The organism is Candidatus Nitrospira neomarina, assembly GCF_032051675.1.
Lineage (GTDB): Bacteria > Nitrospirota > Nitrospiria > Nitrospirales > UBA8639 > Nitrospira_E > Nitrospira_E neomarina.
Genome location: NZ_CP116968.1, coordinates 2,788,322 through 2,810,222 on the forward strand (window position 1 = coordinate 2,788,322; position 21,901 = coordinate 2,810,222).

The 21,901-nt window shown below is 50.3% G+C and carries 18 protein-coding genes; 13 read left to right on the forward strand and 5 right to left on the reverse strand.

Going from position 1 to position 21,901, the window contains the following annotated elements; genetic code table 11:
• Positions 1–537 precede the first annotated feature (537 nt).
• The 6 genes from PQG83_RS11995 to PQG83_RS12020 all read left to right on the forward strand — a co-directional run bounded on the left by PQG83_RS11995 (position 538) and on the right by PQG83_RS12020 (position 7,294).
• Positions 538–1,134 carry a nucleoside deaminase gene (locus tag PQG83_RS11995; RefSeq protein ID WP_312741289.1) on the forward strand — a complete coding sequence of 199 codons (597 nt, stop codon included), beginning with the start codon at positions 538–540 and terminating at the stop codon, positions 1,132–1,134.
• 44 nt (positions 1,135–1,178) lie between these two features.
• Positions 1,179–2,012, forward strand: coding sequence for an ROK family protein (locus tag PQG83_RS12000; RefSeq protein ID WP_312741291.1), 834 nt, complete (start codon positions 1,179–1,181; stop codon positions 2,010–2,012).
• A 95-nt stretch (positions 2,013–2,107) separates the two neighbouring features.
• Positions 2,108–2,497 (forward strand): fluoride efflux transporter CrcB, encoded by a 390-nt coding sequence (gene crcB / locus PQG83_RS12005; RefSeq protein WP_312741294.1) that lies wholly within the window; start codon positions 2,108–2,110, stop codon positions 2,495–2,497.
• Between the two features lie 148 nt (positions 2,498–2,645).
• Positions 2,646–5,483, forward strand: coding sequence for an excinuclease ABC subunit UvrA (gene uvrA, locus PQG83_RS12010; protein ID WP_312741296.1), 2,838 nt, complete (start codon positions 2,646–2,648; stop codon positions 5,481–5,483).
• 488 nt (positions 5,484–5,971) lie between these two features.
• The gene (locus tag PQG83_RS12015; RefSeq protein ID WP_312741299.1) at positions 5,972–6,466 is read left to right on the forward strand and encodes a hypothetical protein; all 495 of its coding nucleotides are present in this window, start codon (positions 5,972–5,974) and stop codon (positions 6,464–6,466) included.
• A 48-nt stretch (positions 6,467–6,514) separates the two neighbouring features.
• On the forward strand, positions 6,515–7,294 hold the full coding sequence (locus tag PQG83_RS12020) for a L,D-transpeptidase (RefSeq protein WP_312741302.1): 780 nt from the start codon (positions 6,515–6,517) through the stop codon (positions 7,292–7,294).
• 23 nt (positions 7,295–7,317) lie between these two features.
• Here the strand turns inward: PQG83_RS12020 and PQG83_RS12025 are convergent, their stop codons facing one another.
• Complete coding sequence (locus tag PQG83_RS12025) at positions 7,318–7,872, reverse strand: Slp family lipoprotein (protein WP_312741306.1); 555 nt, start codon at positions 7,870–7,872, stop codon at positions 7,318–7,320.
• Positions 7,873–8,395: 523 nt separating this feature from the next.
• Here PQG83_RS12025 and PQG83_RS12030 point away from each other — a divergent pair.
• Positions 8,396–8,818, forward strand: a complete 423-nt coding sequence (locus PQG83_RS12030) for a DUF6335 family protein (protein ID WP_312741309.1) — start codon at positions 8,396–8,398, stop codon at positions 8,816–8,818.
• Positions 8,819–9,029: 211 nt separating this feature from the next.
• Here PQG83_RS12030 and PQG83_RS12035 read toward each other — a convergent pair whose 3' ends face one another.
• Both PQG83_RS12035 and PQG83_RS12040 read right to left on the reverse strand, forming a co-directional pair.
• Complete coding sequence (locus PQG83_RS12035; protein ID WP_312741310.1) at positions 9,030–9,581, reverse strand: Spy/CpxP family protein refolding chaperone; 552 nt, start codon at positions 9,579–9,581, stop codon at positions 9,030–9,032.
• Between the two features lie 310 nt (positions 9,582–9,891).
• Positions 9,892–10,230, reverse strand: a complete 339-nt coding sequence (locus PQG83_RS12040; protein ID WP_312741313.1) for a tRNA-binding protein — start codon at positions 10,228–10,230, stop codon at positions 9,892–9,894.
• 316 nt (positions 10,231–10,546) lie between these two features.
• Here PQG83_RS12040 and PQG83_RS12045 point away from each other — a divergent pair, with 316 nt between their 5' ends.
• Positions 10,547–10,909 carry a hypothetical protein gene (locus PQG83_RS12045; protein WP_312741315.1) on the forward strand — a complete coding sequence of 121 codons (363 nt, stop codon included), beginning with the start codon at positions 10,547–10,549 and terminating at the stop codon, positions 10,907–10,909.
• A gap of 270 nt (positions 10,910–11,179) precedes the next feature.
• Here PQG83_RS12045 and PQG83_RS12050 read toward each other — a convergent pair whose 3' ends face one another.
• The gene (locus PQG83_RS12050) at positions 11,180–11,812 is read right to left on the reverse strand and encodes an HNH endonuclease (protein ID WP_312741318.1); all 633 of its coding nucleotides are present in this window, start codon (positions 11,810–11,812) and stop codon (positions 11,180–11,182) included.
• Between the two features lie 131 nt (positions 11,813–11,943).
• Entirely contained in the window at positions 11,944–12,675 is a 732-nt protein-coding gene (locus tag PQG83_RS12055; RefSeq protein WP_312741321.1) for an oxygen-binding di-iron domain-containing protein, read from the reverse strand.
• 361 nt (positions 12,676–13,036) lie between these two features.
• Here PQG83_RS12055 and PQG83_RS12060 point away from each other — a divergent pair, with 361 nt between their 5' ends.
• From PQG83_RS12060 to PQG83_RS12080, 5 genes are all read left to right on the forward strand, one after another.
• Positions 13,037–15,499: an ATP-binding protein gene (locus PQG83_RS12060; protein WP_312741324.1), complete on the forward strand. Its 2,463-nt coding sequence runs from the start codon at positions 13,037–13,039 to the stop codon at positions 15,497–15,499.
• A gap of 187 nt (positions 15,500–15,686) precedes the next feature.
• The gene (locus PQG83_RS12065; protein ID WP_312741327.1) at positions 15,687–16,124 is read left to right on the forward strand and encodes a DUF2780 domain-containing protein; all 438 of its coding nucleotides are present in this window, start codon (positions 15,687–15,689) and stop codon (positions 16,122–16,124) included.
• 41 nt (positions 16,125–16,165) lie between these two features.
• Complete coding sequence (locus PQG83_RS12070) at positions 16,166–16,858, forward strand: DUF2959 domain-containing protein (RefSeq protein WP_312741330.1); 693 nt, start codon at positions 16,166–16,168, stop codon at positions 16,856–16,858.
• A gap of 309 nt (positions 16,859–17,167) precedes the next feature.
• Positions 17,168–17,416 carry a GlsB/YeaQ/YmgE family stress response membrane protein gene (locus PQG83_RS12075; protein WP_312749131.1) on the forward strand — a complete coding sequence of 83 codons (249 nt, stop codon included), beginning with the start codon at positions 17,168–17,170 and terminating at the stop codon, positions 17,414–17,416.
• A gap of 573 nt (positions 17,417–17,989) precedes the next feature.
• Positions 17,990–21,565, forward strand: a complete 3,576-nt coding sequence (locus PQG83_RS12080; RefSeq protein ID WP_312741332.1) for an AsmA family protein — start codon at positions 17,990–17,992, stop codon at positions 21,563–21,565.
• Positions 21,566–21,901: the final 336 nt, after the last annotated feature.

Genomic DNA, 21,901 nt, shown 5'->3' on the forward strand with positions numbered 1-21,901 from the left:
GGATGGACCCTATTGACAGATTTTTTTAACGAGCGTAGCATTACATCTGAGCTCATGAAAAACGATTATGAAAGGAAGGAGAGAATGAGCGTACATCTCCTTTCAAACCGTAAAGAGGAAAGGGGGTCTCATATGGACGACCTTACTCCACCGGATCATGTAGGCCCATCGGCGGCGAAACCCGCCTCAGTCTCCTGACGGGCCTTCTCGTTTTCGCCGAATCATATCCCTACTCAAACACAAGCACGCCTAAGGGCATCTGCCAGCGGGAAATGCACTGAGCTTGATGATAATGAGTCACAAGAGGGATCCTCAACCTTCACATCTGGAAGATTCGGCCAACCCTTAACGAGGAACGCGTCATTAGCCTACTGATGGGCCACGTTGAACATGAGGTTCACATTTTGTGGTGTATGCCACATAATCCGAGGGGCTCCCTTTCAAGGGACAAGCCCCTCGGATTGTTTTTGATGCCGGCGCCACAATCGGATAACCATTCTTCACACCTTCTTCCACTCAAACCCGTGACTTTCTAATATGAGCATCCCTTCTATCCGCTTTCACCCATATCGTCTTGAGTTACCAGCCTGGGTCGCCGATTACCTTGTCCAACAACCGGAGACCTACCCGACTCAGGATTCCCGTATGGACCTGGTCATTAAGCTTGCGCAACTCAACATTCAATATGGAACCGGGGGACCATTTGGAGCAGGGGTGTTCCGCTTGGACACTCAAGAACTGGTCGCGCCTGGAGTGAATCTCGTCCTTTCGTCAAAAAGTTCAATGGCCCATGCTGAAGTTGTTGCGATACTGATGGCACAGCAACTGGTGGGCTCTCATAATTTAGGAGCAACCGGATTTCCCACCCACGAGTTGGTCACCAGTTGCGAGCCCTGCTGTATGTGCCTGGGCGCGATTTCCTGGTCCGGCGTTCGGCAAATTGTCTGTGGCGCCAGAGGGGGCGACGCCGAAGCGGTTGGTTTTGACGAGGGCCCCAAACCTGCCAATTGGATTGTGGAACTTGGGCTGAGAGGGATTGCCGTGACCACGGATATTGCGCGAGGCAAGGCCGCGTCTGTCCTCCAGCAATATGTTCAAAACGGCGGAGTGGTGTATAACGGCGGGAAAGGGTAGATGAGAGCCCTCATTCACTTTCCCTATTTTAAGGAGAAACGTTGATGACTCCTGCACAGAACACATCCAATGCTTCACACGCATCAACTATTACTCTCGCAATTGATATTGGCGGGTCCGGCATTAAGGGCCTCCTCCTCAATCAGTCCGGCCAACCTCTGTCTGAACGGGTACGAATGGTCACACCAAAACCCGCTACGCCAAAGGCCATCGTCCGGCTTATTTCAGATATCGCCAAAACTCTGGGCCGGTTTGATCGCATATCAGTGGGCTTTCCGGGCGTCATTCACCAAGGGCGGGTGAAAACAGCCCCCAACCTGGACGCATCCTGGCCTGGAACCGATCTCGTTGGAGAACTGGAACAATACCTCCATAAACCGGTTCGGGCAGCAAATGATGCGGATGTGCAGGGCTATGGAGCGATCAAAGGCCAAGGGGTCGAAATGGTCATTACTCTGGGAACCGGATTTGGAACCGCCTTATTTATTAATGGGCACCTCGTGCCAAATTTGGAAATTGCTCACCACCCCTTTCGGAAACAAGAGACATACGAAGTGCAATTGGGTGCCAGCGCATTGAAAAATGTGGGGAAAAAGAGATGGAATCTCCGTCTGGCCAAAGCGATTGACATATTAGATCGAGTGATGAATTTCGACCATCTCTATATAGGGGGGGGCAACGGCAAAAAGGTCACCATTCCCTTGCCACCTCATGCCACAATCGTCTCAAATACCGCCGGGCTCCTTGGGGGAATCGCGCTCTGGGCCGATCCCAATGTGGTCATTCCATCTAAGCCTAAGGTCCCTGGTGAAGGAAACGCACGAAAACAGGCTCCGCGAAAAAAGTCATCGAAAACTCTCCGGAAGAAAAAGAATTGACTCCCATAAACCCTTCACCATCCCTCAGCTCGTTCCATGCCAAGTTGCACCTTCCCTTCATCTTGAGGGAAATTGCCTAACCGGCACACACCACCATGATTCCTTACGGATTACCTCAACTTTTCTGGGTTGGTTTGGGCGGGTTTTTAGGGTCGGTAGGCCGATTTGTGATCTCCGGCTTCTTTAACCGCCTGAGTCCGACTCTTGCCTTCCCGATTGGCACTCTGGCCGTTAATATTCTCGGCTGTTTCCTGATCGGATTGCTCCATGGGTTGGCCGAGTCCAGGAATATGCTAGGAACCGACACCAGAATCTTTCTGTTTATCGGCGTTCTGGGTGGATTCACGACCTACTCCACATTCGGGTTCGAATCCCTGGCACTTCTGAAAGACGGGGCCATGCTCAAAGCCTCCGCCAATATCCTCATCCATGTCTTCGTAGGTCTAGCCGCTGTCTGGCTGGGCGATACATTAGGACGGCTGTAAGCTCAGGTCCCTACTTCCTCCTTGTCAATTTACAAAATAGATTTTGGGAGTGGATTACTTCTCTTGAAGCCACTTGGCGAGAAGGGGGTGAACACGGTACAACCATTATTCGTCGTGTTCACTATCCGAATGGTTAGCATCCCTGAATATGTCCTCAAAGAAACAGTTATTATCTTCCAGTTCCCCCCATGCCGACCTGATCATTGAAGGCGCACGGCAAAATAACCTTAAGAATATTTCTCTCCGTATCCCGCACAACGCTGTCACCGTCATCACGGGGGTGTCAGGATCCGGAAAATCCTCTTTGGCCTTCGATACCTTGTTTGCGGAAGGCCAGTGGCGTTATGTGGAATCGCTCTCATCCTATACGCGCATGTTCCTGGACCGTGTAAAACGCCCTGATGTGGACCGACTCACCAATATCCGCCCCTCAATTGCCTTGGAACAAAAAAATCCGATTCGGACTTCGCGCTCCACCGTCGGCACTACCAGCGAAATTTCAGATTATCTCCGGTTGCTGTTCTCCAAAATCGGACGATTGACCTGTCCCGACTGCAAGGTGGAGGCCATCGCCCACCACCCCACCACGGTCGCGCAAGATTTACTGAATCGTTTTCCCAAGGAACGTGCCCTCGTCTGTTTTCCCAAACCCGCCCCCCATCCTGACGCACTGGATTTCATGAAAACGGCACTCCTCAAGCAAGGCTTCATTCGCGTCGTCATCAACCACCAACTGATCAACCTCAACACCGACCCCCTCCCCTCACCGCTGCCATCGGAGTTGTCAATCGTCGTTGATCGCCTGACTCTGGATACGGAATCGCGGAGTCGGTTGGTCGAAGCCTTGGAATCAGCGTTTCGCGAAAGTGAAGGACGCGCGAGTGTCATGATCGGGGATAACCACCCCCTAGCCTATAGTGCACACCTCTCATGCCCGGGCTGCGGCAGGACGTTCCCGACGCCACGACCCGTATCCTTTTCCTTCAATCATCCACTTGGAGCCTGTCCCGAATGTAAAGGGTTCGGCAACATCCTGCGCTACGACGAACGGTTACTGATTCCCGACCCCGACAAATCCTTACAGGACGGGGCGATCGAACCATGGACAAAACCGTCCAATGTGTGGTGGCAGAAAGAAATGCTCAAAGCCTTCAAGAAGAAAAATCTCGACCCGACCACACCTTACAACCAACTCACCCAAGCAGAACTAGACCTGATTTGGAAAGGAGAAGGAAAGCTCGAAGGCATTGATGATTTTTTTACCTATCTAGAAGGCAAACGCTACAAGATGCATGTCCGGGTCTTCCTAAGCCGGTATCGCAGTCCTTTCCCCTGCACAACCTGCCAGGGAACCCGCTTACGGCCGGAATCTCTCATGGTCAAGATTTATGATTGCCACATTCACGAGGTATGTGGATGGCCCCTCTCTGACCTTCATCGATGGCTTCAGACCTTGCCGCTAAGAACATTTGAGGAGGCGATCGCCAGGGATCTGTTGATGGCTTTGCAAACGAAACTGTCATTTCTCCTGCGCGTAGGGTTGGAGTATCTCACACTCAACCGGGAAATGCGGACGTTATCCGGAGGCGAAGCTCAGCGTATTCATCTGGCGACACAACTGGGGAGTCAGCTCATGGGCACACAGTATGTCCTGGATGAACCGACGATCGGCCTCCATGCCCGCGATACCGAGGCCATGGGCATGATTTTGCGGGAGTTGGCGGAGCGGGGCAACACCGTTATTGTGGTGGAACATGATCCGCAGATCATTCAACAGGCTGATTACATCGTCGAACTGGGACCTCAATCAGGCGATCAAGGCGGAGAGGTCATCTGCGCAGCCCCCTACCAATCCTTTCTGAAGCATCCCCAGTCACTCACCGCACAATATTTGCGTGGGGAACGAACCATTCCCTTACCGTCCAAACGTCGATCAGGAAATGGAAAAGCGCTTCAGTTCACAGGAGTGAACGAACAGAATCTCAAAAACCTCACCGTCAACATTCCCCTCGGCACGCTGGTCTGTGTCACGGGTCCTTCCGGTTCGGGGAAAAGCACGTTAGTCGAGGCCACCATCTATGCAGCTCTGGCGCGCTTTTTTAAGGTGGACACTCCTCCCCAACCCGAGCTGGCAAGCATGACGGGGCCGGAACACCTTCGAACCGTCTGCCTTATTGACCAGGAACCCATCGGCAAAACCCCGCGCTCGAATCCCATCACCTACATTAAAGCCTATGATGAAATCCGGGCCTTATTTTCTCAATCGCCAGAAGCGCGGGCGCACCGGCTCACGCCCGCGCATTTTTCGTTTAACACCGGGAAAGGACGATGCCCTCGTTGCCAGGGGAACGGGTATGAAAAACTGGAAATGTATTTTCTCGCGGACCTCTACGTACCCTGTGCAGACTGTGAAGGCAAACGGTTCAAAGAAAAAATCCTACAGGTCCACGTCAAAGGGCATTCCATTCATGATGTATTGAACCTCACCGTCGATCAAGCGGTACCCTACTTCGCCACGTCATGTCCCAAGGTCCTCAAAGGATTGCGCGTGCTTCAACAGCTTGGACTTGGCTATCTCACACTGGGACAACCAGCCACGACTCTATCCGGAGGCGAAACCCAACGCCTTAAAATCGCCCGAGAATTGACCAACGCCCCAAAACGATCAGCCGTCAACTCAGACCACAACGGTGCCCTTTACATTCTGGACGAACCCACCAGGGGACTGCACCTTGAAGATATCACGCGCCTGTTAACCGTCTTGAATCAACTGGTCGAGGAAGGGAACACGGTCCTGGTAGTCGAACATCACCTGGACGTCATCAAATGCGCGGATTGGGTTATCGATTTAGGCCCCGGCGGAGGCGAATCCGGTGGCCACATCGTCGCGCAAGGCCCGCCGAAAGAGATTGCCAACAGCCCTCAGTCACTCACCGGAAAATATCTCAAACCACTTCTCGGTCCTAAAGCCCAACCACTCAAATAGTTCCACCTCAAGATTTGCTGCCTTGAATTATTTGGGTCGTCTTCTTGGACAAAATGAGCTCGGCACGTTAATTGATTAGGAACCTTTCTCATACGATGTCCGTTCGCCTCGACAACCACAAACGATTTCAGTAACCCCTTTTTCAAAGTATGAGGTCAACACTCATTCCAGTTCATCAAGAACTTTGCTTTGGGTTGCAGAAGTCATTCACAGGCTTGTTAGAGATCTAATTCAAACCTCTATAGATATTCTTGCTCGAAGGGCTCCAACCTTTCGTCCGTGAAGCCAAACTTTTCTCTCAAAAGGCTTCAAAAGGCAGCTTCACGTCCTTGTTTCCATCATCCCGGATTTTCTTGGATAAGATAGGCCAGGGTTTTTACCAGCTTTCTCAAAGCCAGAATTTCCTTTATACTTTTTCCACAGTTCGTTTTTTGATTCAGAGCGCGCTTACTCTTATGCTCTTTCCTTCCTTTCAAAATCCATCCTTAGTGAGACAGGAAGTCCTCACTCTCTGCTTCTTCGTTATCTTGGCCGTCGGCATCCAAGGATGCTCTGATTCCGAGGACAAAGCCTCACCGACTACCCAGGAAAAGCCGGCACCGACAACATCAGCAATTGCGCCAATAGATGAGCAGGCTCCATCAAGCACGAGCGAGCAAGGAAATGTTTCTCTGCCTGCCACAACACCGGAACCCTCCCGCCAACCAGCCCAGGAAGAATTGGAACGCGCAAACTTTGCCATAGGAAAAGCTGAACAACTCCTTCGTCGAGCTCCCATGGGCAAGGAATCGGACCTGGCATTATCCGCTTTGGAGCGGGACCTGGATTCAGCTCGAACCCTTCTTCGAACCGGTCAAACTCATTTCGATGAACAGAAATTCGAAATGGCCCAAACTCAGGCCAAACAAGCCACGGAAAAAGCTTCGGCTGTGTATGAGCACATTGAGCAGGCCATCAGTACGGTTAACGAAAATTCACGATAGCTTGACGATTTTTATGGTTAATTTGGTCTCTGGTGGTGATGTTCCATCATGGCTCCCGACAACCGAGATCTTCAGTTTCCCCGGAAGACTTTTGAAACTATCAGAACCACCGGTTCCATAGTTTTCTGGGCGGCGGCAGCTTGGGGAGTCTTCATGCTTCCCCTGCTCATTGTCCTCGCATCACCATTCCTGAATTCTGCCCAATCCATCCCGTTATCCAAACCCCTCCTCCAGGTTTCTGCCAGTCTTTCTCCAGATGGGACTCTGGACGATACGTCGGCACACATTCGCCAGACCCGTTATAAGGAAATTGAATTTTCGCCATCCCAGCCACTCCACACCGCCCCTAGTCACGTACCAAATCCCATGCCCCTCACACCGCAGGCAACAGTCTATCTTCTTGTAGATACATCCCGACATCGGCTTTTCGTGAAAGAAGGCGATCGGGTTCTGCATGAGGCCCTTGCCTCAACCGGCAGCGGGAACACCTTAGCGGATCCCAGGAACCCGGAAAGAACGTGGACGTTCGAAACTCCCAAAGGGACATTCAGCATTCAGAGCAAGCTAGAAAAACCGGTATGGATTCGTCCCGATTGGGCCTTTATTGAACAAGGCGATCCCGTTCCCGGAAAAATGGCTGATCGGTTACAGCCGGGAGTGCTCGGACAATATGCGTTGGGTTTTGGCAATGGATATTTCATTCATGGGGCCTTGTACTCAAATTTATTAGGCCAGGATGTCACCCACGGATGCATACAACTGCATGCTGACGATCTTCAATTTGTGTTTGAAACCGTCCAATTGGGCACCCCGATCATCATTATCTGAACCATTTCAGGGGCTCAAAACTATCAATAATAGGGATATGCGAGCGGACGATATCCAGTATAAAAATCGGCTGGATAACCCCCACCCCAACCAAATCCTGAATAGCCTCGCCCCCAATACAGTGCCTTATCCCATATGGTCAAATCTTTGATGCCAAAGATGGGGACCTCTTTGGTATCTTCACCCACCTGGATAGTTTCCCTGCCTATAACCTCACCGACAATGGAAATGGCTTTGCCATTTTCAAGCACGGCTGGATCTAATGGATCCTTCCCCTTCGATAGCGCAATGAATCTTCCCTGAGTTTTGGTGCGATGAATCGCTGGAGTAAAATCATCGTTCAGTGGAAGTTGGAGTACTTCGATTCTTGTCGCATCCTGCTTTCGATTGACCGATAGCACTTCTCCTCCGACAACCATCAACTCTCCTTGATAATTATCAGGGTTCTCGCGAATCTGCTTAAAGTCCAAGGTGTGATTGACTTGATTTTCCAACCCCTCGGGGATCACCTGGTATTGAGAACATCCACTAAACATCAGCGAAAGAAATAGCATGGTTGAAATAGTTGAATTTTTCATGGCGGCGATTTCTCCTTAGGGATTTTAAAACGGGAAACACAGGTCGAAAAAAAAACGGGCCAAGTTTTTCTATCTTTTTAACCCTCTTTGTACTTTTTGAATTTTAACTTGTTCGCTCGGTTTTGAAGCCTGCCAAAAACCCTTGGAAAAAGTGTCCTATTACGGGACGGAAGGTTTGGGGGAAATCTGTTATCGGTTTCCAAAGACTTTTACAATCCAAAACTTTAGGGTGAAGACATTAGTGTGAAGACAGTGGATGGAATGGTCGGGAATAATCGGCCCAATGAAGAAATCGGACCGATAAAGGTGTCAAAAGTGACGACATCTTTTGCCCACTTTCCAAACAATCACCCCTACCGGTCGTAATTCGTGCGAACAATCTCACTCATTGGAGTCATCCCTACCTGAACTTTCTCCAGGGTTTTCTCCAGTTTGATACTCCTGAGCCTTGGGATACAGTAAAGCCCTAAATCGTTTACAAAGTTCAAAATATTTGCTGCTTATCCAATGATGAGGAGGATCCATGGCTAAAAAGAAAAATACGAATTCATCACGGAAGGATGCGGATACGATGATACGGCAATATATTGAAAATCAAGATCCTGCTGAAGAGGCTATCCAAGAGGATTTTAGCGAGACAAGGGTTCAGCAGGAATCGGAGGTAGTCCTTACTCGTGGAAACAATCGCCAAAAACAGGCCAGACTTTTCGGTGGAGATCTTGACGCAACCATGGACGCGGGGAGTTCCGGCGATGAAACTGTAGGGGGTTCCAATCCTACTCCGGATCAAGATACCGTGGATGAGTTGGGCGAAGCGGTGGGTTTGACCTTTGAAAATTCTGAAGAACTTGTAGGAGAAAAAGTGTATGACCGGGATACCCACCGATGGGAACTCGATCCTGCATCCTCTGAAGATTATACGGAACGAATCAAAAGATACCGATAAGCTTCTTCAGCACAACCAGAAGACAGGTTCAGTAGAAAGCGTTTTAAACACTCGTCCTACAAGCGGATTCATATGGGTGGGTGAGATTGATCATCCCCACCCATCCATGTCATAGCCGCAAAGGAAAAGCCTACAGGGAAAACATTCAAGGCGCGATCGGCTTTTCTCCAATTTCACACCCTTCAAACAATCCTTAACTCCAACCTCCGTGCTACATACTTCCATGGGGGGAATGTCCCTCTATCTGATTCATGCGCTGATGCAAGATCTCTCTAAATTTTCCGTATTGATCCTGAGTTAACACACCTCTCAATTTCAGCAGGGAATCAATGCGTGCCATCATCATATCTTCTTTAATGGCTCCAATGGTTTTGACCTGCTCTTCAATCGCCTGACGGTCTGGCTCACCCTTTCCGAGCAGGGTCGCAAGATCGACTTCCGCCGTTCGAACATCAGCGGTTTTTTTGACGACCATTTTATCGTAATCAAGTCGAAGCCTGTGAAAGGCCTCTTTTTGTTCATCGCTCAGCATTAATTCTTCTTCCATTGAGCCGGAAAAATGATGATGGTCCATATAATTTTGAGTTGCATGCGGAGATTCGGATTCGTGCGTATAGGATTCATGAGAACGTGTTCCCTCGGTAGAACTTTTGCCATCATGCGCACAGCCGCTTAATGCAAAAACCATAGAAAGAAGAAGAAGGAGACCAGTTCTTCCAGGATCATGCCGAAATAGATCTTTTAAGGTAGGTAGGAACGCCATAGTCGTCTCCTTTGGTTAAGCGGTTGGCCATTTCTTTTCCAATAGTTGATTGTGTCCATTATCAGAGAGCAGCATACACCCCACACCTGGCAAGAACCCTGGTTTCATTAAATCTCAGTAACTTAATGAGACTGGCCGGGTCGGTGTATCCAAGATACTGAATAGGTCTGGTGTCAGCATGTATTTCAATATCTCTGGCCATCTTCCCACCCATCCCACAGAGACCTCACGATATCTTAAATACTCCGAAGTAGGTGAAACTTGTTGTAAGGCATGGCTCTATCAGCAAATAGTTTAAGCAACGGAGAAACTACAACAACTTTCTGCCTAGAGGAACCGATTTGTCCGGGACACACAACGCCACCTCCCCGTTCTCAGTATGAAATCCGGTGACCAGACATTCCGACATCACCGGACCGATTTGTTTGATTGGAAAATTCACAACAGCGACAACCAACTTTCCCACTAACTCTTCCGGTTTGTAAAGATCCGTGATCTGAGCGCTCGACTTCTTCATACCGATGTCCTTTCCGAAATCAACTTGCAGAATGTAGGCAGGCTTTTTGGCTTCCGGGAACCGCACCGCACTCACAATGCGCCCGACGCGAAGCTCGACTTTTATGAAATCATCCCATGATATGGTCTGCACTTCAGCCTCCTTAATTAACTCATAACAGTTATTCGTATAAGAGTAGCACCCTTCTTCCGAAGCCCGTTCTCACTTTTATTCTCTATCTTTTTTTTACCTCCTGGAGGTCCAATAAAATCAATATTCTCCTATTCCTCTCATCCTGTTTGGTCCCCAGCTACGATTTCCAAGCTAGAGGCTAGACCATCTCCTCAATAACAGCGATTTCCAGAACAGATTCATGTCCCCAAGGAAAGTCCAAATATTTATTTAAGATTGCAAGAGGTTATTCCGAATTAACAGGCATTAAATTTAACCCTCTCTTAAGGAGAAGAACATGCCCAAAATCTGGCGATCGGTTCTGTTACTGACATGTATGTTGGCGGGATGCAGTACCACTGGAACTTTGGGGATTGTGACCAAAAGTTCAGCCGATCCAGCTTCGCTCTTGAAAACCAGCCAAGGTTATGAGGAGTTAGGGCCAGCTGAAGGGCAAGCTTGCCGTCATTTCATTTTGGCCATTATCCCATTTGGGCAATCGGACATGGCTAAAGCGGTGGATAAGGCCTTAGAAACCACGGGCGGAGATGCCTTACTCAATGTCTCAGCAGAAAGCAGCCTGTACGGTTTCATTCCCATTTACAACGTTTATACTTTTACCTGTACCACGGTCAAAGGAACCGCCATCAAATTTAAATAGAGTACTGAATTGACTTTGATTCTCTGGTAAACAGAAATCGTACGGCTTTTCTGTCGGATTGGCCCTTGCTATTTCCTCGATCTCATTCGATTGTAATACTGTTGAAGGTTTACTGAATCATGAGTACCCATACCTTAGCTTAGGCCGGCTCTGCCGCTTCGGCAGCCCTGATTCCCGCCGCTTAACTATAAGATAAATTACACAACGTTTTGCCCTGGAGCAGGGCGGAGGTGAGTAAACCGCATGCTTTGTAAGAATTGCTGGTTGTATTCATTGAATGTTTGCACTCTTCTCAATATTGTGGCGTGCACATAAAAGTTGGATATTCTCGACTTTCACAGAAGTCCCGCCCTTTGAATACGGAACAATATGATCGAAATGAAGCTCATCAGTCGCTCCGCAGGATACGCAACGGCCGCTATCCCGTGTCCATACCTCCAACTTTACGCTTGTTGGAATAATACGACTACGCTCTACAAGTCTAGTGGGCGGATCTTCGGCTAATGATTCATCTTCGATGCCTTCAATCGCGACCAACTTGAACTTAAATACATTTCTTTTTCCATCATGCTCGATCCACGAATCCACAAGGTGGAAGTAGCCGTTATCTGACCAAATCCCCGCCTTAATTTTCTCGTATACGCGAACAATGTCAGGTCCTTTCTCCCCCAACGTATAAGCTTGCGCAGCTTTGTGAAATTTTCCATTTTCCGTCAGAGAGTTATTTTGCCTTCGCTCTGGTTGGTCCAGGATTTTTGGGTCGACACCGCCGTTTTTCTTTGGCTCATCATGCCCTTCATAGACCAATACAGCGCCATCCTCCAACACTATATCCCTGTAGGGAGCATTAGGACGAACCGACATGAGAATTACTGAGTGTTTTCCCTTTAATCGAAAGTTCATCCCCTTCTGTAAACTCGTGCCTTCCTTCTGACACATTTGGATGTAGGCGATGATGTTTCCTCTCACTCTGGTTCCTTCTTATGCATTACCATGTATTATTGTGAGCCAGCATGTCCTGCTCAATATGGTATTCATCTTGCGGATAGCGAGTCGGAAAGCGCGCGAAGCAGTTTGGCGCCATCACCACGCCATGCACTCCCGTGCATGCACGCGAGTATGGTTGGATTGGTCGAGGCGAGCTTTTCCAGGAGCACACCATCCTTCTTCGTATGGGAGAAATAATCCATTTCGGATCGAAAGGATTCGCTGGGCTCCAGAATGTCCGACTCCGTAACAGGAGGGTGGTCTGCCCCTCCCTGCGTGAATAGATCGCCGCAGAACAACGTCGACGTCCGCTCTTCCATCAGTAAGCCGCATTCCCAGGCGTGAGGCAGATGCGGCGTGTCGAACCAACGCACAGTATGTTCGCCCAGAGTGAGCTGCTCTCCATCCGTTAGGGCGCGAGGTGCCCGATCGGCAAGGTCATTAATCGAGACCATGGCCGCAACTGTCCCACACAACGGCATAGCCTGGGGAGCAGCGGCCAGCCATTCGTTGAGTGACCCGCATTCGTCGGCTTCTACATGAGAAAACGAAATGTATCGAAGTTTCTCAACCGGCAACACGCTCGCCACGGCTTCACGGACGAATGGGAACATTTTCCGCGGGCCGGTATGGAAGAGCAGTGGTTCATCATCTACGATGAGGTATTGGTTAAACGAGAACCCACCCGCACCTTCGATGACGACCGGTGTGTTAATGCGATAGATCCCGTTAGCAATCTCATGCACGTTCGTTCCTGACTGCTTATTCGTTATGATCATAAAACTCTCCTCGTTACCGATTGGAACGCCACATTTAGGATATGAGAGATCCACCTGGTTGTTAAACTGGTAGTTAAAAAATTGTCGAGCCTAACAAATTGATTTTTGGTCAAATAACTAAGAATGTCAATTTGCCATAGGTTCAATGTTTTGATTTCTACATTGTCTGGACCATTATTGATTTCATGAATCCTTATGTAATGCGACGGTCCTAGATTCTTTGGTATCGTATTCCTGGCTCAGGGCAATCCGTGCTCAGGGCTACAATGCCTTTGAAAAGCATAACCAGGAAACGAGTTTCCCTCACCCATTTTTAACCAGGGAACTTCTATTTGCAAGTGAACGAAGGGAGTGGCTGACCATGTCTGATTTTGAAAAGCTCGGAGTGTTGTATTTAGGGAGGCCATACGACCTCGCCACCAAATCAGCAAAATCCGGCCCCCTCCTCTATGACTCGAAAGATCTGGTCACCCATGCGGTCTGTGTCGGCATGACGGGCAGCGGCAAGACCGGCTTGTGTATTGGCCTGTTGGAAGAAGCCGCGATCGACAATGTTCCTGCCATCATCATTGACCCCAAAGGCGATATCGCCAACCTCTTACTAACCTTTCCTGATCTGCAAGGCAGCGATTTTCTTCCCTGGATCAATCACGATGATGCAAAGAAACAATCCCTCACGCCGGAAGGTTTCGCGGACGAGGAAGCGGCCAAATGGAAAGCAGGCTTGAAAGCTTGGGGACAGGATGGAGCCAGAATCGCGAAACTCCGTGAAGCAGCGGACTTTCTGGTTTATACCCCTGGCAGCACGGCAGGACTTCCTGTATCCATTCTCCAATCGTTTGCCGTTCCCTCCCCCAACATCCTTGAAGACGCAGAACTTTTAGGGGATCGGGTGGGCACTACGGCGACCAGCTTACTCAATCTGGTTGGTCTGGATGCCGACCCCCTGCAAAGCCCCGAACATATTCTGCTGGCCAATGTTCTGAAAACCTCCTGGGAAGCCGGACAAGACCTCACGCTTTCTTCGCTTATCCAACAGATTCAAACCCCGCCGTTTTCCAAGTTGGGAGTGATGGATTTGGAATCGGTTTTTTCCTCGAAGGATCGCTTCGCGTTAGCCATGCGTTTTAATAATTTATTGGGAGCACCAGGGTTTTCTGCATGGCTGGAGGGCCAGCCGATGGATATCGATCAGATTTTGCACTCCCCAGCCGGCAAGCCCCGCATCGCCATTTTTTCCATCGCGCACCTGAATGATACTGAGCGCATGTTTTTTGTCAGTCTCCTGCTCACTCAAATGGTCAGTTGGATGCGAAGCCAATCGGGCACCACCAGTCTGCGCGCACTGCTCTATATGGATGAAGTCTTCGGCTTTTTTCCTCCGATCAAAAACCCGCCATCCAAAGCCCCGATGCTCACCATGCTGAAACAAGCTCGAGCCTTTGGCCTGGGTGTCGTGCTCGCGACTCAAAACCCGGTTGACCTGGATTACAAAGGATTGGGCAATACGGGAACGTGGTTTATCGGACGTCTCCAGACCGAACGGGACATGGCCCGCGTATTGGATGGATTGGAAGGCGCGGCGGCCAACAGTCAAGGAAACTTCAATCGTCAGAAGATGGAGCAGATTATCTCCGGCCTCGGGAACCGGGTGTTTCTCATGAACAACGTCCATGACGATGGGCCGGAAATTTTTGAGACCCGTTGGGCATTGTCCTATCTTCGAGGGCCTTTAACCCGAACACAAATCAAAACCTTGATGGATCCGGTGAAAGCAGCGCTTTCCGTTTCTACAGCCTCATCCGCTTCCACCAAAACCCTAACCACCGCTTCTCAATCTCTTCCCGGAACACCTCCTAAAGAAAGCACCACGCATCCACCGGTTCTTCCTCCGGACATCCGCCAATATTTCATACCCATTCGGGGAGCCAGGCCCGCAATCGGCTCACTCATGTATTATCCACGACTGTATGGTGCCGCATCGGTCCATTACCAGGATGCCAAAAGGAAATTGGATGAAGTCCGTGAGGTCCAAGCCCTTGTAGAGATAACCACGGGCGCGGTACCGGTCCATTGGGACCAAGCAGACCCTCTCGATATTCCACCTGCCGATTTAAATACTCATCTTTCTGACGGAGCACAGTTCGGGGAACTGCCAGGCGCCGCCACCCAGGCGAAATCCTATAAGGAATGGGAAAAGGATTTTGAGGATTGGGTCTACCGGACACAAACCTTGGATATATTCAGAAATGCCTCGTTAGGGGTGACTTCCGGCCCACATGAATCGGAACGTGATTTCCGCCTTCGATTACAACAGCTCGTCCGCGAACGGCGGGATGACGAGACCGACGCACTCCGAAAAAAATATGCCGGGAAAATGACGACACTCGAAGATCGAATCCGGCGGGCCGAACAGGCCGTTCAACGGGAATCCGAGCAGGCCAAACAACAAAAACTCCAAACGGTTATTTCCATCGGCGCGACTCTCTTATCGGTATTCATGGGCCGTAAAACCGTCAGCCGATCTTCGATGGGCAAGGCCACATCCGCCGTTCGAGGGATGAGCCGAACCATGAAAGAAGGCAAGGATGTGGACCGTGCCGAGGAAAACGTGGACGCCCTTCAACAACAATTGGTTGCGTCAGAGGCGGAGTTACAAGAAGAGATTCAATCACTAACCGCTCAGTGGGATGTCGAAACCATTCCCCTGGAGACTCTCAATGTGCGCCCCAAAAAGTCGAATATTTCGACAAAGTTGATGTGTTTGGCGTGGGTCCCGTATTGGGCAGAAACCAACGGCCAACAGACTCCAGCGTGGCGTTGACCCTCTAGTGTTTCCAGCCAAAGATTTGGCGAGTCTGGTTTCTTTTACAGCGGCATATCCCGTATCTTATCACCTACGGCTGATGCTTCAGCATCAAAGATCGACTGAAGTGGAGGCAATCGGCCCACCCTCACTCACTTTTCACCCGCGTGTCCATGCATTCGATTGTTTATCAGGAGGTCTTGCCATGGAATTGATTCAACAACTTGTCAGCAGTTTGAACATCAATGAAGGCCAAGCCAAAGGCGGCGCCGGTCTCTTGTTCAACCTCGCGAAGGAAAAATTGAGCTCAGGCGAGTTTCAACAGCTCGCCGACAAGGTTCCAGGGGTCAGGGACCTCTTAGGGGCAGCACCCGCTCCCTCCCCAGCAGCCTCTGCGGGCGGCGGCATGATGGGAGCATTAGGAGGAATGGCCGCTTCACTCGGCGCCGGGGGGTTAGGCGAGAAGATGGGGGGATTGGGAAATCTCGCCAATTTGGCAAGCGGGTTTTCGCAACTTGGATTAAGCCCTGATATGATTGGAAAGTTTGTGCCGATCGTCCTTTCCTTCGTCCAGAATCAAGGCGGGGATTCCATGAAGGGTCTTTTGGAAAAAGTCTTGAAGCCCGGGCCTTCGACAACCTGATGATTGGGCCAATGAATATAAACCCTTTGTACAAGGATGACATGATGTACCCTCAATATTCTCCAGGAGGTTCCCGCAGACTCTTTCCTTACCTGACATGGTTAACCATGCTCTTGAGTCTGAGCACATTTGGTTGTCAGAGTGTCTATTATGATGCGATGGAGAGAATCGGCTACCATAAACGCGACCTGATGGTCAGTGATGTGGAAAAAGCTCGTGACGCTCAAGAGGACGCCAAAGAACAATTCAAGTCGGCGCTTGACCGCTTCACCAAAACCCTTAATATCAAGGGCGGTGAGTTACAGGAGAAATACGAGGTCCTGAATGCGGAATACGAACGGAGCGAAGCCAAAGCCCAGGCAGTTCGAGACCGCATCGCGTCGGTGGAGGATGTCTCGGAAGCTTTATTTGATGAATGGGAGGCTGAACTCAAAGAATATTCCAGCGCCGCCTTGCGCAAAAACAGCCAAAAGCAACTCACACAAACACGCACCCAATATGCTCAATTGATAAAAGCCATGAAACGTGCCGAATCGAAAATGGATCCGGTATTGGCAAAATTCAAAGACCAAGTCCTCTTTCTAAAACACAACCTGAATGCAGAAACGATCGCGTCATTAAAGAGTGAATTGGTCTCGGTGGAAGGCAATATCGCCGCCCTCATTAAGGAATTGAACGCCTCCATTAAGGAAGCCGATTCATTTATCGCCTCAATGGAAAAAACAAGCCCATAACCAGGTTGGAGCATGTCCCATTTCAACCCGTCACTCTCACGGCCCTTTGATTGAAGGCCAGAAGCCAAATACTGCAGGAGTCTGTTGAATATTTCAAATATTTTCGTTTTTCATCGTCATTTGAGTGATCGAAACCAACACAAGAAAAATGAGGGAGTGTTCAAAAAGGCCCGTCCAGCAAGGCCGCAGCCACTTGGACGGGCGGAGCGTACGGAGGAGTACGTGAGCACGGCCAAGGGGCGAGAACGCCGCTGGCGGCATGTTTCAACACTCCCTGCAGTTCATCCTGAATCACAAGGAGGGTCCTCATTGGGCATCATTTCCTGGATCGTATTCGGCCTTATGGCAGGGGTTCTGGCAAAGATTATCATGCCGGGAAAGGACCCTGGTGGAATGATTATCACCATCCTGATTGGGATCTCCGGCGCCATGGTGGGAGGACTGATCAGCACCTACTTTGGCTATGGCGAGGTCACCGGGTTTAATCTGCCAAGTTTTGGCATCGCCGTTGGCGGATCATTTCTGCTCCTTTTTGCTTACCGAATGATCAAAGGATAACTATTTATACCCACACCACTAATCTTCAACTTACGTTCCTCTCTGTGTGTCCCCAGCCTTGCCCGTTCCCGATCGTATCAAACAAGCCCACATGGGGAGTGATAATAAAGATGTTCAAGGGCAAATTTGCCCAGGATTAGATTACTCATCAAAGGCTCCGGGTCGGTTCAAAAAAGCATGCCCTGAGTCTTCCCGAAGGGTCCGTCCAGCAAGGCCGCAGCCGTTTTTGCGCGCGGAGCGTACGCGTAGTACGTGAGCACGGGAAAATGGCGAGAACGCCGCTGGCGGCTTTTTTCAACAGACCCACATGGTGACTTCTGTCATTCCGAAAAGAATTTCCGTTTCCCTCGCATTCAGAAATCCCCAATCAGGTATCCTAAAAAATTTCATTCCTTTATTTAAGACATGAAGTTGACTAAACTCTTAGGTAATAGCCGTTATCCGGCATAGGAGACTGAACGGATCATACAAAACATCAGACTCTTCACGCCTTCACTAATCTGTATGATCTGTCTTACCTCCAATAATGAAAAAGGTCTCGTCGCTTTCCGGCAATAGGATTCCCCCACCTCCATGACGACTTCCGATACCCCCCAACAAGACACACCTCCGTCGGCAACGCCACCACGTTCAAGAAAAATCTTGAAATGGTTTGCCTGGACAGGCCTGGGCATACTGGCCCTTCTTCTCTGTGCGGGTCTGTTACTGACCTACTGGTTTCCTTCAGACATGGTCCGGCAAGAGCTGGAAATTCGTCTTTCCGAGCTTCTTCAAGGAACGGTCCGAATCCAATCCCTTTCGTTTAATCTGCTGACCGGCCTTCGAGTCAGTCAATTGGAATTGACCAAGCCGGGCCAAATCCCACTCTCACTCGAACACCTGACATTGGATTACAGCCTTTTCGGACTGTTGAAGGGCACCTTCACCATCAACGAAATCTCCATCGATCAGGCAGACATATCACTCAATCTGCCTGAACTCACAAAAGCCGAACCAGAACCTCCTCCCCCACCCTCTCCCGAACCGGCAGCCCTTCCGACTCTTCCTGTCTCGATTGATCTGGAAACCCTTAAAATTATCGAGAGCAATATCCAGCTTGTGGTGTCCCACGACCTCACAGTGAACCTGACCCATCTGAATCTCCAGAGTTCGGGAGGTGTGTCATCGGATGATGCACATCTCAACGGTACGCTGCAGGTTAAGCAGGTCGCGGTGGCGCTCCAAGGGAAACACATTCAACTGCCCCTGGTCGTGAAGTTTGACACTGCGATTCATCTTCCGACTCAACACCTCGATCTGAAACAGCTCACCATTGAATCGGATCCGGCCCTTCGTCTCACACTTGCCGGAACCATCAACGAATTCTTAACCCAAAAAGCCGTGAATCTTTCCCTTGCCGATACGGATCTTGACCTCGGGAAACTTATGGCCCTCGCTAAAGATTTTGTACCGCCGGAATTTGCCACGGCTTCAGTTGGGGGGAATCTGTCTCCCTCATTCACCCTCACCGGCTCACTTCCCGATTCCGGATTTGAGGGGACCATTCACGCGGGATTAGACGGGAAAAATGTCGAATTGCATCTACCAGGCCACGCCCTGACCGTGGGACCGACAAATCTGGCATTCGCTGCCAAAAGACTGCAGATCAAGGAGAACCTCCCGTTGACGGGAAACGTCTCGGCGAAACTTTCTACTCATGATGTGACGTTTCAAGCCTATGGAATACAAAACTTCGGTTTGAGTCTCCAGAGCGACTATCAGGCCTCCGGACCCTTTTCCGGAATCCTGCAGGTCTCCGGCACCACGGCATTACCCGGCGATTTACTTGGCACACCATTCACTCTTCCTTTTGCCGTGACCCTCGATACCAGTGGCAATCATCACACCCGTCACATAGAGGTAAAGCATCTGAACGCAGACCTTAGCCCCTATGGCACCTTACAGATAAACGGCGCGGTACAACCTCATCCTGCCCCGAAGGAAGGCATGGATGCTTCGCTGAAACTTCGTCTGTCCCCAAACATTAGCGCTCTACTCTCCCTCATCCCAAAAGACCGGCTTCAAGGACTCGTTCTCCAGAAAGGATCCGAACCGGATACCTTTGTGCTGCACGCCACCGGAGCACTTCATCCGGATTTCCGTCCCGAATGGGCAAAAGCGACGGCGGCGCTCAAGCTGTCCTCTCTTCAAGCTCAATTGAAACCCTTCGGCGCAGGAGGCACCATGCACCAACTCACCTTCCTGCTTTCTTCCGGCTATCAGGAAACCAATGGTGCGATTCAGGGAACGGTCGGATTTTCGTCACATTTCTCTGACCTCCATGCGGCTGAGACGATGACAATCGGGACCAGCCATGTGATCCTGAAATCTCACTTTCAAGGCCATCTCTCTCCGACCTATCAACCCACGAACCTTCGCTCCGAAGACCAGCTCCAGGTCACGCTCAGCAACCTGACCTACCAGGATCCCTCCCTGACGGCCACCCTTCCTTCAATCAGACTGACATTAAAAACCAAGGAAGATGTGCTCAAACAGGATTATTTACTGGAGAGCCTGCGACTGACCAGCGAAGAAATATTAGAGATGGGGATGAAAGCCCGGTATCAGCAGGCGAACCAACAATTTGACGTAGATCTGCAGCTACCCCTTCTCCATGTCGGCAACCTTCTCCCACATCTATCGGGACCGCTCATGAAGGGAGTAGATGAAATCAATCCAAAAGGACGGGTCAGCCTGATTCTGCGGACAGCGGGTAGGGTCCCCACGGAAGATGATCTCAAGAAATTGACCCTTCCGTTGGGAGTCAACGGAAAACTCACGATGCGGGACCTTGAGGGAGCCGTCTCGGGATATCGGGTTCAGGGAGGCAACGGCACCATGACCATGGCCTATTCCCCACAAGCGGCACCTCAAACCCAGCTCACCACTGATGTCACGCTCAATCGTATTCACCTGCCGGAAACCCTACCGATCAGGGAACTAGCCAACACTTCTTTGCACGTGAACCTATCGTCTCCTGATCTCAATGAGGTCCAGATTGATCCGATCCATGTGACATCAAGGGGAGTCGACCTTTCCATAAAGAGCACGGTGGTGGGCTTGCGTGAGCTATTGTCCTCCAACGCGCCCCATGGCACCCAATTGGCAAAACTCTTTGCCCAACTGCACACCCGCCTGGCTCTGGATGTGGAACCCTTTCAAGAAGCTCTCGAACCATTGGGGATTCAGGGAAACGGCAAGGCTCTGGTCACCCTGTCCATGCTCAAAAAAGAACAAGGGAGTCTGGATGCCTCTGTGGAGATCGGGTCTGAAACACTTTCACTGACTCGGGATGGCACGGAACTCCGTGACATGAACGGTGGAATACAGCTCAGAAAATCACTGGCCTGGAACCCGGATGGACTCCCGTCTCCGCCGAAAAAGCCATTTCAACCGTCCGACCGTATTGCCCAGCTAAAATCGTTTTCCCGAAAAGGACAGACCCTCACCATTGATCGCCTTCAGCTCGGGCCATTCACGGTCGAAAACCTCTCGACAAATTTGGCGTTTGAGCAACAGTCCTTGAAAATGCAAAATCTCGCCATGAATGTGTTGGGTGGAGGGATTGGGGGAAATGTCATCATCGCCGCCGAACATCCCTTGCGTCTATCGGCGGAGTTTGAAATAGCGAATCTCGATGCCAACCGACTCATTCAAACAGAATCCAAAATCAGAGGGGATAGCAACATCGCCGCCACCATTGGACTCACAACCCTATTGCAGGAAACCACGGGAGCCGTGGATTTGAGCCGGTTAGAATGCAATCTGCACATTACGCACATCGGAAACGAAGCGCTGGATCGTCTCCTCGTGTTCCTGGACCCGGAAGGGAGCAAACCGACGATTTCCAATGTTCGCTCCCAACTAAAATTCGCGAATCCCTCCCGGGTGATGGTGGAAGTGGCCAGAGGGCAATTAAATCTGACGATCCACTTTCAAGGCAGTCTGATCCCCACCTTTAGATTGGAGCGCATCCCGATCGCCAAAATGAAAAACATTGAAAAACTCACCGCCGCCATCCCCAACTGGGAAGACCTGGACAAGGTATTGGAATTAATCGGAGCCGAGACCTATTCGTTCACCCCTGAAGGAGAGATCGTGCTTCAATAAGTGATTATCCTCTTATCTAGTGTCATTCTGAGCTGAAGGCGAAGCCTCTGACTAAGCCATGGCTCAGTTGAGCTGGACACAGATCCTTCGTCCGACTCAGGATGACAAAACGGAGGGCGGGATGAACGACCGAGTTACCTTCTGCCTCGTTCATTGTTTATTGTCATGCTGAGCAGCGCGAAGCATCTCGCCAAGCCATGGCTCAGTTGAGCTGGACACAGATCCTTCGCTTTACCCAGGATGACATGAATCCGGTTCTAGATGACCATTTGGAGATTTTTCTTCAGCAGCTTTCCGGAATTTGATAAGATAAGGAAGACCCTACCCTCTTGAGGA